This is a genomic window from Streptomyces sp. NRRL B-24085 (assembly GCF_001282115.1).
Taxonomy (GTDB): Bacteria; Actinomycetota; Actinomycetes; order Streptomycetales; family Streptomycetaceae; genus Streptomyces.
The window spans coordinates 1-13,047 of sequence record NZ_LJBR01000370.1; the positions used below are offsets into that span (position 1 = coordinate 1).

Here is a 13,047-nt window from a genome sequence, read left to right on the forward strand (position 1 = left end):
CCTCCACCCTCTCCGCACATCCCCACCCCCTCTTCCGTGTCCATGGGCCGCGCTGTTCAATGGGGCTGCACATGAGAGGAGGGCGTCCGTGTCCCCTGGACCCGTGCCGTCCGTCGGCGGGCGTATCCGGCAGGCGCGTCTGGAGCGTGGTCTGGGGCTGCGTGCCCTCGCGCGGGAGGTCGGGGTCTCCGCGAGCCTGGTCTCCCAGATAGAGACCGGCAAGAGCCAGCCGTCGGTCAGCACCCTGTACGCCATCACCACGGCCCTCGGCATCTCCGTGGAGTCCCTCTTCGAGGGGCGGCAGACCACCGCGGCGGTGCCCGCGGGCCCCGTCATGCACGCCCTCGCAGCCTTCGCGGCCGACCCCGGCCGGCGCATAGGACCCCTGGTCACCCCGGGTGAGCGGGAGGTGCTGGAGCTGGACTCCGGTGTGGTGTGGGAGCGGCTGGGGCACGTCCCCAGCACGGACGTGGACTTCCTGCTCGTCACCTACCGGCCCGGCGGCTCCTCCTCCGGTTCGGGCGCCCTGATGCGGCACGCCGGCACCGAGTACGGCTATCTGACCTCCGGCGAACTCGTCCTCACCCTCGGCTTCGACGACCGGGTCCTGCGCCCCGGCGACGCCGTCTGCTTCGAGTCCACCACCCCCCACCGCTACCGCAACGACGGCGAGGAACCGGCCGTGGGCGTCTGGTTCGTGGCGAGCCGAAGTGTTCAGTGACACTTGACACTCCCCGGGGACGGTCGTTGACTCGACGGTGGGGGTGGTCGCGATGGCGATCCGCACATACGGCCCCAATGCCGTCGACTGGGAAGAGCGCGTCGACCTGGACCGGCTGCGCCGACAGCGCCTGGCCCGGCTCCACGACACGCTGAACCGCTCCGAGCTGGGCGCCGTGCTCAGCTTCGACTTCGCCAACATCCGCTACATGACCGCCACGCACATCGGCACCTGGGCGATGGACAAGCTGATCCGCTTCGCCCTGCTGGTCCGCGGCGGCGAACCGGTCGTCTGGGACTTCGGCTCCGCCGCCCGCCACCACCAGCTCTACAACCCGTGGCTCGACTACAGTGACGGCAAGGAAGGCCCGCCCACCGGAGCCCGCGCCGGCATCTCCACCCTGCGCGGCGCCTTCCACCCGGACGCCGGCATCGCCGAGGACGTCGCCGCGAAGATCGCCGCCGAGCTCCGGGCCCACGGCCTCGCCGGCGAACCGCTCGGGATCGACGTCGCCGAGATGCCCGTCCTGGCCGCCCTGCGCGCCGAGGGCATCGACGTCGTCGACGGCCAGCAGGTCTTCCTGGAGGCCCGCCGCATCAAGACCGGCGACGAGATCTCCCTGCTCGCCCAGGCCTGCGCGATGGTCGACGCGGCCTACGAGGAGCTCTACACCCACCTGCGCCCCGGCATCCGCGAGAACGAGTGCGTCGGACTGGTCAGCAAGGTGCTCTACGACCTCGGCAGCGAGTACGTCGAAGGCGTCAACGCCATCTCGGGGGAACGCTGTTCACCCCACCCGCACGTCTACAGCGACCGCCTGATCCGCCCCGGCGACCCCGCGTTCTTCGACATCCTGCACAGCCACCTCGGTTACCGGACCTGCTACTACCGCACCTTCGCCGTCGGCAGCGCCTCCCGCGCCCAGCGGGACGCGTACGTCCGCTGCCGGGAGTACATGGACCAGGCCATCGCCCTCGTCCGGCCGGGCGCCACCACCGCCGACATCGTCCAAGTCTGGCCGCGCGCCGAGGAGTTCGGCTTCGCGGACGAGACCGCCGCCTTCGCCCTCCAGTACGGCCACGGCGTCGGCCTGTCCATCTGGGAGAAGCCCGTCTTCAGCCGCCTGGTCTCCCTCGACCACCCCGAAGTCCTCGAAGAGGGCATGGTGTTCGCCCTGGAGACCTACTGGCCCGCCGCCGACGGCTGGTCCGCCGCCCGGATCGAGGAGGAACTGGTCGTCACCGCCGACGGCTGCGAGGTCATCACCAGGTTCCCGGCGGAGGAACTGCTGGTCGCGGGCCGCAAGTACTGGACGGTGGGCGGCGAGCTCGACACCGCCCGCGAGGCGCAGTCCCACCTGAACACGGGGACCGCCGGCAGGCACCCGGGGAGCGGCGATGGACACCGGTGAACTCCTCGCCCTGTACGAGCAGATGGCCCTCATCCGCCGTACGGAGAAGGCCGCCCACGACCTGTTCCTCCAGGGCCTGGTCAAGGGCACCACCCATCTGGCCGCGGGGCACGAGGCGATCGCGGTCGGCGCGAGCGCCGCCCTGCGCGACGACGACTACGTGTTCGCCACCTACCGCGGCCACCACCACGCCATGGCCCGGGGCGCCACCCCCGAGGAATGTCTCGCCGAACTCATGCAGCGGGCCACGGGGCTGTGCCGGGCCAAGGGCGGCTCCATGCACCTCACCAAGGCGGCCACCCACATGCTCGGCTCCTACGCCATCGTCGGGGCCCACCTCCCGATGGCGGTCGGCGCCGCCTGGTCGGCGAGACTGCGCGGCACCGGACAGCTCGCGGTCGCCTTCTTCGGGGACGGCGCCACCAACATCGGCGCCTTCCACGAGGCGCTGAACCTGGCCGCCGTGTGGCGGCTGCCCGTGCTGTTCGTGTGCGAGAACAACCTGTACATGGAGTACACGCCCATCGCCGACGTCACCGCGGTGCCCCGGCCCGCCGCCGACCGGGCGGCCGCGTACGGCATCCCCGGCGAGGTCGTCGACGGCAACGACGTCGTCTCCGTCCGGGAGGCGGTGGCACGCCTGGCGGGCCGGGCCCGGGCCGGCGACGGGCCCGCTGTGCTGGAGGCCGAGACCTACCGCCACTTCGGGCACTCACGCACCGACCCGGCGACCTACCGCCCGGCCGAGGAGGTCGAACGCTGGCTCAAGCACGACCCGTTGGACATCGCGCGGGGGCGGCTCGTCGAGGCGGGGGTGCCCGAGGAGACGGTCACCGCCGCCGACGAGCGCGCCCAGGCCGTCGTACAGGAGGCGGTCGAGGCCGCGAGGAACGCCCCGCCGCCGGATCCGCGGGAGGCGTTCACCGACGTATGGGCCGACGGAGGTGCCGCATGGCGGACGTGACGCGGGAGCGGGCAGCCGACCCCCGGCGGATCAGCTACCGGGACGCCGTCGCCGAGGGCATCGCCCGGGAGATGCGGCGCGATCCGTCGGTCGTCTGCCTGGGGGAGGACATCGGCGCGGCCGGCGGGGTGTTCAAGACGACCGTCGGGCTGCACAAGGAGTTCGGGCCGGAGCGGGTGTGGGACACGCCGATCTCCGAACAGGCCATCGTGGGCGCGGCGATGGGAGCCGCGATGACCGGGATGCGACCCGTCGCGGAGATCATGTTCTCGGACTTCCTGGCCTGTTGCTGGGACTACCTCGCCAACGAAATCCCCAAGGTGCGGTACATGACGGGCGGTCAGGTCACCGTGCCGCTCGTCGTGCGCACCGCCAACGGCGGCGGGCTCGGTTTCGGCGCCCAGCACTCGCAGGCCACCGAGAACTGGGCGCTGACGGTGCCGGGGCTGAAGATCGCGGCACCCTCCACCCCCGCCGACGTCGTCGGGATGATGGCGGCCGCGATCCGCAGCGACGACCCGGTGGTGTTCTTCGAGCACAAGGGGCTGCTGGCGAGCAAGGGAGCGCCCGCGCCGCCGGACCACTTGGTCGAGCTGGGCCGCGCGGCCGTCGTGCGCGAGGGGGCCGACGTGACGCTGGTCGCGCTTGCGTCGATGGTGCCGGTCGCGCTGACGGCCGCGGAACGGCTCGCCGAGGAGGACGTCGACGTCGAGGTCGTCGACCTGCGCACCCTGGTGCCGCTCGACACGGCCACCGTCCTCGCCTCGCTCGGGCGGACCTCCCGGCTGGTCGTCGTCGAGGAGAACCCGTACCAGGGCGGCTGGGGGGCGACCCTCGTCTCCGTCGTGGCCGACGAGGGATTCGGGCTGCTGGACGCGCCGGTGCGGCGGGTGGCGGGGGAGTGCGTGCCGCTGCCCTTCGCGGACGCGCTGGAGGAACAGGTCATCCCCACCGTCGACAAGGTCGTGGCGGCCGTCAGGAGCCTCGCCGCGTACTGAACACCCCCTAGGAGGAAGCGAGATGACCCATCGGACACTCCTTCGCGCCGGACACGTGCTCTCCATGGACCCCGGCATCGGGGACCTGCCGAGGGGGGACGTCCTCATCGAGGACGGCAGGATCGCGGCCGTGGACCGCGAGATCAGCACGGACGCCGAAGTCCTCGACATGACCGGCCGCATCGTGATCCCCGGCTTCGTCGACACCCACCGCCACACCTGGGAGGCGTCGATCCGGAACGTGGCACCCGACGCCACCCTCGACGACTACTTCGTCGACATCCTCGACACCTTCGCCCCCCTCTACACCCCCGAGGACGTCTACGCGGCCAACCTCGCGGGCGCCCTGGAGTGCCTCGACGCCGGCATCACCACGCTCGTCGACTGGTCCCACATCAACAACACGCCCGAGCACCCGGACGCGGCGATCCGGGCCCTGACGGAGACCGGCATCCGCGCCCAGTACGCGTACGGCAGCGCCAACACCTCCCTCGCCGACTACTGGTTCGAGAGCAAGATCGCCATCCCGGGCGACGACGTGCGCCGGATCCGCGGCGAGTACTTCTCCTCCGACTCCGACGACGGCCTGCTCACCCTGGCCCTCGCCACCCGCGGCCCCGGGTTCTGCGTGGGCGACGTCGTCACCTCCGAGTGGGCCCTCGCCCGCGAGCTGGACATCCCGATCACCGTGCACGTGGCCATGGGACGGCTCGCCGGCCGCTTCGGCATGGTCAAGCAGCTCCACGACCTCGGACTGCTCGGCCCCGACACCACCTACATCCACTGCTGCCACCTGAGCGACGAGGAGTGGCGGCTGGTCGCGGACAGCGGCGGCACGGTCTCCATCGCGCCGCAGGTGGAGACGCAGATGGGGCACGGCTGGCCGCCGGTGATGAAGGCGATCGAGCACGGCCTGCGCCCCTCGCTCAGCATCGACGTCGTCACCACCGTGCCCGGCGACATGTTCACCCAGATCCGCGCGGCCTTCGGAGCCGAGCGCGCCCGCGCCAACGCGGCGAGCTGGGAGGCCGACGTCCCGGTCCCGGAAACCATGTTGACGGCACGTCAGATGCTGGAGATCGCCACCCGCAACGGCGCCCACGTCGCCGGCCTGGAGGACCGCACCGGATCGCTCACCCCGGGCAAGCGCGCGGACGTGGTGGCGATCGACGCGACCGCCCTGAACGTGGCCCCCGTGCACGACGCGACCGCCGCCGTGACACTCAGCGCCGACGTCTCCAACGTGGACACCGTCATCGTCGACGGTGTCGTCCGCAAGCGCGACGGCAGGCTCACGGCCGACGTGGCGCGGGCCCGGCGCCTGGTCGAGGAGTCCCGCGACCGGCTGCTGGCCGCGAAGGAGGCCCGGGCGTGACACGGCACCTGGTGCGCCGGGCCACCGACCCGCCGGCGCCGTCGTACGACGAACACGGCTATCGGCGGCGGGAGTTGGTCGGGGAGGCCGACGGCAGCTCGCACACCGGTTTCGGGGTGTGCGAGCTGCGCCCGGACGGGGGCGTCGCGGCCCATGTGCACTCGTACGAGGAGAGCTTCCACGTCCTGGACGGCGCCGTGGTCCTCGATGTGCCCGAGGGGTCGTACCTGCTGGAGGAGGGGGACTACGGGCTGCTCCCGACCGGCGTGCCGCACGCCTGGCGCGGCGCCGGGGACGGCGTCGCCCGCTGGGCGGACATGCTCGCGCCGGTGCCGCGGGCCCGGTACGGGTACGACACCCAGCCGGTGGCCCCGTGGCCGGTGCGCCCGCCGGCCCGCGTCGACGTCCGCGACCCGCGCACCCGGTCCTTCGGACACTTCGAACCCGCGCAGATGGACCCCGGCAAGCAGTCCCAGGACCTGCTCGCGGTGTCGGCGAGCATGCGGACCGCGCTGCTCGTCTACAGCGGGATCACCGTGAAGATGATGGTCGACGGCGACCTGGGCGCGGTGGCCTCGACGATGTTCATGGTGCAGTACGCGCCCGACGGCGTGGCGGGCACGCACGACCACCCCTTCGAGGAGACCTACCTGTTCCTGGAGGGCGAGGCGGACGCGGTCTTCGACGGCTCGCGCTACCGGCTCGGGCCGGGCGACTGCGCCTGGGCGGGCGCCGGTTGTGTGCACGGCTTCGCCAACGCCGGTGACGGGCCGTTGCGTTGGCTGGAGACCCAGGCGCCGCAGCCGCCGGTGCGGCACTCCTACCGGTTCACACGGGACTGGGACTACCTGAGGGAGGCTTCGCGATGAGCGGCGTGGTGGTGGTCGGCGGGACCTCGGGCATCGGGCGGGAGTTCGCCCGGGTGCGGGCGGAGCGCGGCGACGAGGTGGTGATCACCGGTCGGGACGCCCACCGCACCGACACCGCGGCCAAGGAGATCGGCGCCCGGGGACTCGCCCTGGACCTCGCGCGGCCGAAGGGCATCGTCGACGCGCTGAGCGGCGTGGGAACCGTCGACCACCTGGTGATCGCGGGCATCTCCCGCGACGAGAACCGGGTCGCCGCGTACGACATCGACGCCGCCGTCCACCTCGTCACCCTCAAGCTCGTCGGCTACACCGCCGTCGTGCACGCCCTGCGGTCCCGGCTCCACGACGACAGCGCCGTCGTGCTGTTCGGCGGACAGGCCAAGGAGCGGCCCTACCCGGGCGCGACCACGGTGGCGACGGTCAACGCCGGGGTGAGCGGGCTCATGCACACCCTGGCCCTCGAACTCGCCCCGGTCCGCGTCAACGCGATCCATCCCGGGGTGGTGGGGGACAGCCCCTACTGGCGGGCCAAGCCGGAGGAGGTCCTCGCCGGCCTGCGGGCCAGGACCCCGACCGGACGGCTCGCGACCGTGGCGGACGTGGTGGACGCCGTGGACTTCCTGCTGCGCAACGGCTCGGTCAACGCGGTGGAGTTGAGCGTCGACGGCGGATGGCTGCTCGGGTGACGGCTCAGCGCTTGACGCCGACCGCCCCGTACAGCGACACGAGCTCGCCGTCCTCCCGCTCGTCCGGACGCCACCGCGACAGGGACACAATGCCGGGCTCCAGCACCTCAAGTCCCTTGAAGAACCGGCTGACCTCGTCGTGCGAGCGGGCCACCAGGGTGACCCCGCTCGCCGTGTAGGCGGCGATGCCCGCGTTCACCTTCTCCGGGTCGAAGTCCGCCGTCATCGCCGACAGCACCAGGCAACTGCCCGGTGCCAGCGCGCCCACCAAGGTGTCCACCAGCTCCTGGGCGCCGTCCTCGTCGGAGATGAAGTGCAGCAGCGCGACCAGCGACAATGCGACGGGCTGATCGAAGTCGAGGACGGCGGAGGCGCCCTGGAGGATCCGCCGCGGTTCGCGGGCGTCGGCCTGGAGGTAGTGCGTCGCCCCCTCCGGGGTGCCGTGCAGCAGGGCCGCCGCGTGGGCCAGGACGATCGGGTCGTTGTCGACGTACACGACCCGGGCGTCCGGTACCGCGGACTGGGCGATCTGGTGCAGGTTGGGCTCGGTGGGGATGCCGGAGCCGATGTCGAGGAACTGGCGGATTCCCGCTTCCCGTACGACGACCCGGGTGGCCCGTTCCATGAACCGGCGGTTGGCGCGCGCCTGCCGGGGAGCGTCCCCCTGCGCGGTGATCCGAAGCCCCAGCTCCTCGTCCACGGGGTAGTTGTCCTTGCCGCCGAGGAACCAGTCGTACACCCGGGCCGGATGCGGCCTGCTCGTGTCGATCCGCCGCCCGGTCGAATCGGTCCCGGTCACTGGAAGGCTCCTCTGCTCGACAGGATGTGCGGGCAGTGTGCCACGTCACCCGGCGCGGCGGAGGCTGTCCTCGGCCACCTCGTCGTCGATGGCCGCCCGCACCAACGCGGCGGCCAGGACGGCCGGTTGGACGTCACCGGCGAGCCTGAGCAGGCGGTCGGGATCCTTCGGCAGGCCCAGGCGTTCGGCGCCCGCCAGCACCTTGCCGTCCAGGCGGGGCGCCACCTCGGGCCAGACGTCCTGCACCTCGCGCAGGAAGATGTCGGCGCCGGCGGGCCCGATGCCGGGGAACTCCTGGAGCAGGCGCCGCAGTTCGGTCACGTCGCCGTCCGCCTCGGCGCGCAGTCGGCGCAGGTCGCCGCCCCAGCGCTCGCTCAACAGGTCCGCGCCGGCGCCGAGTTGGGTCGCCGTACGTTCGTCGTAGCGCCGGTAGCCGCCGCGGCCCAGCGCGTCCACCCGCTTCTGCCAACCGGCCCGGGCCATGCCGCGGGGATCGCGCAGTCCGGCCCGGTGCAGTTCGCGGGCGGTGGCGAGCGCGACGGAGCCGCGGATGCGGGCACTGAGCAGGAGCGACAGCACCAGCAGCCGGTACAGGGGCTGCGGTGTGTCCTTCAGCGTGATGCCCGCCTCCGCGGCGTACGTCCGTCCGTGCGCGCCGACGAGTTCCCGTACGACGCGCTCCGCCCTGGTCACCGCCTGAGCGGGTCGTGTCCGACGGACATCAGCCGGTGCCTGCGGACACTGTCCTCCGCCCGGGGTTCGTCCTCGACGTCGGCATCCGCGGTGACGGTGTCCACGACCTCGTACATCACCGCGATGTCGTCGTCGGTCAGGTCCGTGCGCCGCTTCTGGAGGATCGCGAGGACATGCTGCCCGGTCGGCTCACCCGCGTGCTCCGGCAGCGGCTCGGCGGACTCGTCGGCGTCGCTGACCCGCAGCCAGGCGGCCAGTTCCTGCGAGGTCATGTTCACCGCGCGGTGGAAGTCCTCCCACAGCGCGTCGAGTTCGAGAGCGTCGGTCATCGCATGCGCCTTTCCGTGGGTGTTCTCTCGGGACGGTCAGTCCCGGGGCCAGTTCTCGGCCTCGAACATCCAGCGCTGCTTCTCCAGCTCGGCGGTGATGCCGATCAGCAGGTCCTGGGTGACCGGATCGGCCTTCTCGGTGGCCTCGATGCGCTCGCGCAGCCGGCCGATGGCCGCCTCCAGCGTCTCCACGATCAGCCGGACGACCTCGTCGTCCCGGATCCAGCCGCTCTTCGAGCCGGGCAGCGTGTAGGCGGCGGCGATCGTCTCGGGGCGGCCGTCCGGCGGTACGCCCAGGGCCGCGGCGCGCTCCGCCACGGTGTCGGAGAACGAACGGGCCGTCGACACCACCTCGTCCAACTGGAGGTGGATGGACCGGAAGCGCGGGCCCACGATGTTCCAGTGCGCCTGCTTCCCGATCAACGACAGGCCGATCAGATCCACCAGGGTGCTCTGCAGGGCCTCCCCGGCCGTCTCGCGGGCCGAGTCGGACAGGGTGCTCCTGACCACAGTCATACCGTGCTCCTCCTTCTGGCATGGTCGATGCCGCTCCGGAGCAGTGCGTCGCGTTCCTGCTCGCAGGTTCCGCCCCACACGCCGGAGGTCTGCCCGCTGCCGAGCGCCAGATCGAGGCACTCCGCGGTGACCGGGCAGCGGGCGCAGACGCGCTTCGCCGCCGCTGTGTCCCGCAGCGCGGGTCCTTGCGTGCCCACGGGGAAGAACAGCTCGGGGTCCTCTCCCACACAGGCCGCTCGACGCAACCACTCCATGGGGGCGCGGGTGCCCCGGGCGTACTCGTGCAAACAGGGCGCTCTCAGCGTGTGAGCACTCTGTCGATGAAGTCCGTCACATCTGCGAAGACCTCCGCCTTGTTCGTCTCGTTGAACACCTCGTGCCGGGCACCGGAGTAGATCCGCTCGGTGCACGCCTCCCCCCTGATCTCCTCGATCCCGGCGCGGCTTCCGGCGAGCGGGACCAGCCGGTCGTCGTCGCCGTGCAGCCACAGCAGCGGGAGCGGGCCGAGCCGGCCGCCCTCGGACACGGTCCTCAGGGTGCGGGCGAACGCCTCCACCGTCGGCCGCTTCATCGGCCCGTGCCAGACGAGGGGATCGGCCCGGTAGGCGGCGCCCACCCGCGGGTCACGGGAGAGCGAGGCCGGGCTGACGGGCGTGTCCGGGATCTCGTCGAGGGCGAGCAGGGCCCCCGGCAGCTCCCAGGCACCGATCACCGGCCCCGACAGCACGAGCGCGGCGAGCTCGGTGCCGTACCGCTGGGCGAAGCGGGCCGCGATCAGACCGCCCATGGAGTGCCCGACCATGACCAGCGGCACGCCGGGGTGGACGCCCCGGGCCAGGTCCGCGACCGCGTGCACATCGGTGACCACGTCCTCGAAGTCCTCGATCAGGGCCCGCTCGCCCACGGACTTCCCGTGCCCGGTGTGATCGGGTCCGAGGACGGCCGCGCCGTGCGCCGCGAGGACCCCGGCGAGCTCCTCGTACCGGCCGACGTGCTCCCCGTACCCGTGCACCACGAGCGCCACGTATCGGGGGCGGTCGTGCGGCCACTCGCGCACGGTGAGGGGGCCGTGGATGCCGGCGAGGACGTGATCGGCCATGTCTGCTCCCGCTGCGCTATAGTCCGAAACTAGCGGTGCTAATTAAAGCTGTCCGGTTCCCCGATGACGACGGTCAGGAGTTCCCTCGTGCGCCCCGTCCACTTCGCGGCCGCCCGCCGCACCCCCATCGGCAGGCTCCGCGGCGCCCTGTCCGCCGTACGCCCCGACGACCTCGCCGCCACCGTGATCCGCGCCTTGGTCGCCGACGTGCCCGCGCTCGACCCGGCGCGCGTCGACGACGTCTACTGGGGCGCCGCCAACCAGGCCGGCGAGGACAACCGCAACGTGGCCCGCATGGCCGCACTGCTCGCCGGACTGCCCGAGACCGTGCCCGGCGCCACGGTCAACCGGCTGTGCGCCTCCGGACTGGAGGCCGTGACCACCGCCGCCCGCACCATCGCCGCCGGTGAGGCCGACATCGTGCTCGCGGGCGGCTCCGAGTCGATGAGCCGCGCCCCCTTCGTGCTGCCGCGCCCCGACGAGGCCCTCCCGCACCGCATCGAGACCCACGACACCCGGCTCGGCTGGCGTCTGGTCAACCCGGCCATGAAGGAACTGCACGGGCTGCTGCCCATGGGCGAGACCGCCGAGGAGGTCGCCCAGCGCTACGGCATCGGGCGCGAACGTCAGGACGAGTTCGCCCTGCGCAGCCACCAACTCGCTTCCGAGGCACGCAAGAACGGCCACTTCGACGACGAACTCCTCCCCGTCGAGCGCCCCGACGGCGTGCTCGTCGACAGCGACGAGTGCATCCGCGAGGACACCTCCTACGACAAGCTGGCCCGCCTCAAGCCCGTCTTCCGGGCCGGCGGCACGGTCACGGCGGGCAACGCCTCCCCGATGAACGACGGCGCGGCGGGACTCCTCCTCGTCAGCGAAGAGGCATTGAACGACCTGGGTCTGGAGTCCCTCGGCCGCTACGTCGCCGGCGCCTCGGCCGGTGTCCACCCCGACGTGATGGGCATCGGCCCGGTCCCCGCCACCCGCAAGGCCCTCGCCCGCGTGGACTGGAGCATCGACGACATCGAGGAGGCCGAGTTCAACGAGGCCTTCGCCGCCCAGGCCCTCGCCTGCGTCGACGAACTCGGCATCGACCCCGACAAGGTCAACCCGACCGGCGGCGCGATCGCGCTCGGCCACCCGCTCGGCTGCTCCGGCGCCCGCATCCTCACCACCCTGCTGCACCGGATGCGGCGGACGGGCGCGGCGCGCGGGCTGGCGACGATGTGCGTGGGCGTAGGACAGGGCAGCGCGGTCCTGGTCGAACGGCACTGACCCGGGGCGCCAACAGGACCACTCGGCGAGACGGCACTTACCGGACCGGTTGGCTGCATCTAGCATCGGTCTCCGCATGAACACGATGACGCTCTGGCACATTTCCGGCTGGGAGTTCGCCGCCCTCGCCGCCGCGGCCCTGCTCGTGGGCTTCTCCAAGACGGCCGTGAGCGGGGCCAACACGGTCAGCCTCGCGATCTTCGCCGCGGTGCTGCCCGCCCGCGCCTCCACCGGCGCGCTGCTGCCGATCCTGATCGCCGGGGACGTGCTCGCGGTGCTCACCTACCGGCGGCACGCCCACTGGCCCACCCTCTGGCGCCTGTTCCCGGCGGTCGCCGTCGGCGTGGTCGCCGGCACGCTGTTCCTGCAATGGGCGGACGACGGGATCGTACGGACGTCGATCGGCGCGATCCTGCTGTTCATGGCCGCGGTCACGGTCTGGCGCCGACGCACGGCCGACACCGAGGAGGAACCCGACTCGGTCGCCACCCGGACCGGCCGCGTCAAGGCCCGCTCCTACGGCGTCCTCGGCGGCTTCACCACGATGGTCGCCAACGCCGGCGGCCCGGTGATGTCGATGTACCTGCTCTCCGCGGGCTTCCGCAAGCTCGGCTTTCTCGGCACCTCGGCGTTCTTCTTCCTGATCGTCAACGTCTCCAAGGTGCCCTTCAGCGTCGGCCTCGGCCTGATCGACGGGCACTCGCTGCTGCTCGACCTCGCCCTCGTGGCCTTCGTCGTGCCCGGCGCGCTCCTCGGCAAATGGGCGGTGAACCGCATCAACCAGCGGCTCTTCGAACAGCTGGTGATCGCGGCGACGGTCGTGGGCGGTCTACAGCTCCTGCTGCGCTGACGCGCCGAGCAGCACGGGCAGGTCCGCGAACGAGTCGATCACGTGGTCGGGCCTGCCACTGGCCGAGCGGTGCGTCTCCGGGAGGTACTTGCCGGTCCTCACCAGCACCCCGGTGAGCCCGGCACGCTGCGCGGCCAGAACGTCCGACTCGATGTCGTCCCCCACCATCAGCGCCTCGTCCGGCCCGGCCCCGAGCCGCGCGAGCGCCGCCTCGAAGAACGCGGGCGACGGCTTGCCGGTGACCTCGGCCTCGGTCCGCGCCGCCTTCTCCAGACCGGCCAGGAAAGCCCCCGCGTCGAGCTGGAGCCCGTCGGCGGTACGCCAGTACAGGTTGCGGTGCATCGCCACCAGCCGGGCCCCGCGCTGGAGGTGGCCGAAGGCACGGTTGAGCGCCGCGTAACCGAACTCGGGCCCGGCACCTCCGAGGACGACGACATCGACCGCCTCGGCCTCGTCGCCGAC

General features: G+C 72.2%; 16 protein-coding genes. 9 read left to right on the plus strand and 7 right to left on the minus strand.

Annotation, left to right across the window (positions count from 1 at the left end; all coding sequences use genetic code 11):
* Positions 1-88: 88 nt before the first annotated feature.
* Genes AOJ26_RS33215 through AOJ26_RS33245 form a run of 7 tightly spaced genes read left to right on the plus strand, consistent with a single transcriptional unit; the run spans position 89 to position 7,024 of the window.
* Positions 89-721: a helix-turn-helix domain-containing protein gene (locus AOJ26_RS33215; protein ID WP_053852081.1), complete on the plus strand. Its 633-nt coding sequence runs from the start codon at positions 89-91 to the stop codon at positions 719-721.
* A gap of 52 nt (positions 722-773) precedes the next feature.
* Positions 774-2,132: a M24 family metallopeptidase gene (locus AOJ26_RS33220; protein WP_053852094.1), complete on the plus strand. Its 1,359-nt coding sequence runs from the start codon at positions 774-776 to the stop codon at positions 2,130-2,132.
* Positions 2,119-3,096 carry a thiamine pyrophosphate-dependent dehydrogenase E1 component subunit alpha gene (locus tag AOJ26_RS33225; RefSeq protein WP_053852082.1) on the plus strand — a complete coding sequence of 326 codons (978 nt, stop codon included), beginning with the start codon at positions 2,119-2,121 and terminating at the stop codon, positions 3,094-3,096. Before AOJ26_RS33220 ends, AOJ26_RS33225 begins: the two co-directional genes overlap by 14 nt.
* Positions 3,084-4,094 carry an alpha-ketoacid dehydrogenase subunit beta gene (locus AOJ26_RS33230; RefSeq protein WP_053852083.1) on the plus strand — a complete coding sequence of 337 codons (1,011 nt, stop codon included), beginning with the start codon at positions 3,084-3,086 and terminating at the stop codon, positions 4,092-4,094. The genes AOJ26_RS33225 and AOJ26_RS33230 overlap by 13 nt, the downstream gene beginning before the upstream one ends.
* A gap of 22 nt (positions 4,095-4,116) precedes the next feature.
* Positions 4,117-5,469 carry an amidohydrolase family protein gene (locus AOJ26_RS33235; protein ID WP_053852084.1) on the plus strand — a complete coding sequence of 451 codons (1,353 nt, stop codon included), beginning with the start codon at positions 4,117-4,119 and terminating at the stop codon, positions 5,467-5,469.
* Complete coding sequence (locus AOJ26_RS33240; protein ID WP_053852085.1) at positions 5,466-6,338, plus strand: cupin domain-containing protein; 873 nt, start codon at positions 5,466-5,468, stop codon at positions 6,336-6,338. The genes AOJ26_RS33235 and AOJ26_RS33240 overlap by 4 nt, the downstream gene beginning before the upstream one ends.
* Positions 6,335-7,024: an SDR family oxidoreductase gene (locus AOJ26_RS33245; protein ID WP_053852086.1), complete on the plus strand. Its 690-nt coding sequence runs from the start codon at positions 6,335-6,337 to the stop codon at positions 7,022-7,024. Before AOJ26_RS33240 ends, AOJ26_RS33245 begins: the two co-directional genes overlap by 4 nt.
* A gap of 4 nt (positions 7,025-7,028) precedes the next feature.
* Here the strand turns inward: AOJ26_RS33245 and AOJ26_RS33250 are convergent, their stop codons facing one another.
* The 6 genes from AOJ26_RS33250 to AOJ26_RS33275 are packed head-to-tail and all read right to left on the minus strand — an operon-like array spanning position 7,029 to position 10,460.
* Complete coding sequence (locus AOJ26_RS33250) at positions 7,029-7,823, minus strand: SAM-dependent methyltransferase (RefSeq protein ID WP_053852087.1); 795 nt, start codon at positions 7,821-7,823, stop codon at positions 7,029-7,031.
* A 45-nt stretch (positions 7,824-7,868) separates the two neighbouring features.
* Complete coding sequence (locus AOJ26_RS33255) at positions 7,869-8,516, minus strand: endonuclease (protein WP_053852088.1); 648 nt, start codon at positions 8,514-8,516, stop codon at positions 7,869-7,871.
* A complete protein-coding gene (locus tag AOJ26_RS33260) occupies positions 8,513-8,845 on the minus strand; it encodes a DUF3140 domain-containing protein (RefSeq protein WP_053852089.1) in 333 nt (110 codons plus the stop codon). The genes AOJ26_RS33255 and AOJ26_RS33260 overlap by 4 nt, the downstream gene beginning before the upstream one ends.
* Before the next feature lie 36 nt (positions 8,846-8,881).
* Positions 8,882-9,361 (minus strand): Dps family protein, encoded by a 480-nt coding sequence (locus AOJ26_RS33265; protein ID WP_053852090.1) that lies wholly within the window; start codon positions 9,359-9,361, stop codon positions 8,882-8,884.
* Positions 9,358-9,615, minus strand: coding sequence for a WhiB family transcriptional regulator (locus tag AOJ26_RS33270; RefSeq protein WP_053852095.1), 258 nt, complete (start codon positions 9,613-9,615; stop codon positions 9,358-9,360). Before AOJ26_RS33270 ends, AOJ26_RS33265 begins: the two co-directional genes overlap by 4 nt.
* A gap of 44 nt (positions 9,616-9,659) precedes the next feature.
* Positions 9,660-10,460, minus strand: a complete 801-nt coding sequence (locus AOJ26_RS33275; protein ID WP_053852091.1) for an alpha/beta hydrolase — start codon at positions 10,458-10,460, stop codon at positions 9,660-9,662.
* An 87-nt stretch (positions 10,461-10,547) separates the two neighbouring features.
* On the opposite strand from AOJ26_RS33275, the gene AOJ26_RS33280 reads away from it, so the two are divergent.
* Together AOJ26_RS33280 and AOJ26_RS33285 are read left to right on the plus strand one after the other, a co-directional pair.
* The gene (locus tag AOJ26_RS33280) at positions 10,548-11,735 is read left to right on the plus strand and encodes a thiolase family protein (protein WP_053852092.1); all 1,188 of its coding nucleotides are present in this window, start codon (positions 10,548-10,550) and stop codon (positions 11,733-11,735) included.
* A gap of 76 nt (positions 11,736-11,811) precedes the next feature.
* A complete protein-coding gene (locus tag AOJ26_RS33285) occupies positions 11,812-12,585 on the plus strand; it encodes a sulfite exporter TauE/SafE family protein (protein ID WP_053852093.1) in 774 nt (257 codons plus the stop codon).
* On the opposite strand, the gene AOJ26_RS33290 is transcribed toward AOJ26_RS33285, so the two are convergent.
* On the minus strand, positions 12,565-13,047 hold a 483-nt coding region (locus AOJ26_RS33290), incomplete at its 5' end, for an HAD-IA family hydrolase (protein ID WP_159044448.1). The genes AOJ26_RS33285 and AOJ26_RS33290 overlap by 21 nt on opposite strands.

Excerpts from the sequence above, each read along its gene's own strand:
- AOJ26_RS33270 (WP_053852095.1), bottom strand. The coding sequence starts at position 9,615 with ATGGAGTGGTTGCGTCGAGCGGCCTGTGTGGGAGAGGACCCCGAGCTG.
- AOJ26_RS33285 (WP_053852093.1), top strand. The coding sequence starts at position 11,812 with ATGAACACGATGACGCTCTGGCACATTTCCGGCTGGGAGTTCGCCGCC.
- AOJ26_RS33260 (WP_053852089.1), bottom strand. The coding sequence starts at position 8,845 with ATGACCGACGCTCTCGAACTCGACGCGCTGTGGGAGGACTTCCACCGC.
- AOJ26_RS33275 (WP_053852091.1), bottom strand. The coding sequence starts at position 10,460 with ATGGCCGATCACGTCCTCGCCGGCATCCACGGCCCCCTCACCGTGCGC.
- AOJ26_RS33230 (WP_053852083.1), top strand. The coding sequence starts at position 3,084 with ATGGCGGACGTGACGCGGGAGCGGGCAGCCGACCCCCGGCGGATCAGC.
- AOJ26_RS33245 (WP_053852086.1), top strand. The coding sequence starts at position 6,335 with ATGAGCGGCGTGGTGGTGGTCGGCGGGACCTCGGGCATCGGGCGGGAG.
- AOJ26_RS33235 (WP_053852084.1), top strand. The coding sequence starts at position 4,117 with ATGACCCATCGGACACTCCTTCGCGCCGGACACGTGCTCTCCATGGAC.
- AOJ26_RS33265 (WP_053852090.1), bottom strand. The coding sequence starts at position 9,361 with ATGACTGTGGTCAGGAGCACCCTGTCCGACTCGGCCCGCGAGACGGCC.
- AOJ26_RS33220 (WP_053852094.1), top strand. The coding sequence starts at position 774 with ATGGCGATCCGCACATACGGCCCCAATGCCGTCGACTGGGAAGAGCGC.
- AOJ26_RS33225 (WP_053852082.1), top strand. The coding sequence starts at position 2,119 with ATGGACACCGGTGAACTCCTCGCCCTGTACGAGCAGATGGCCCTCATC.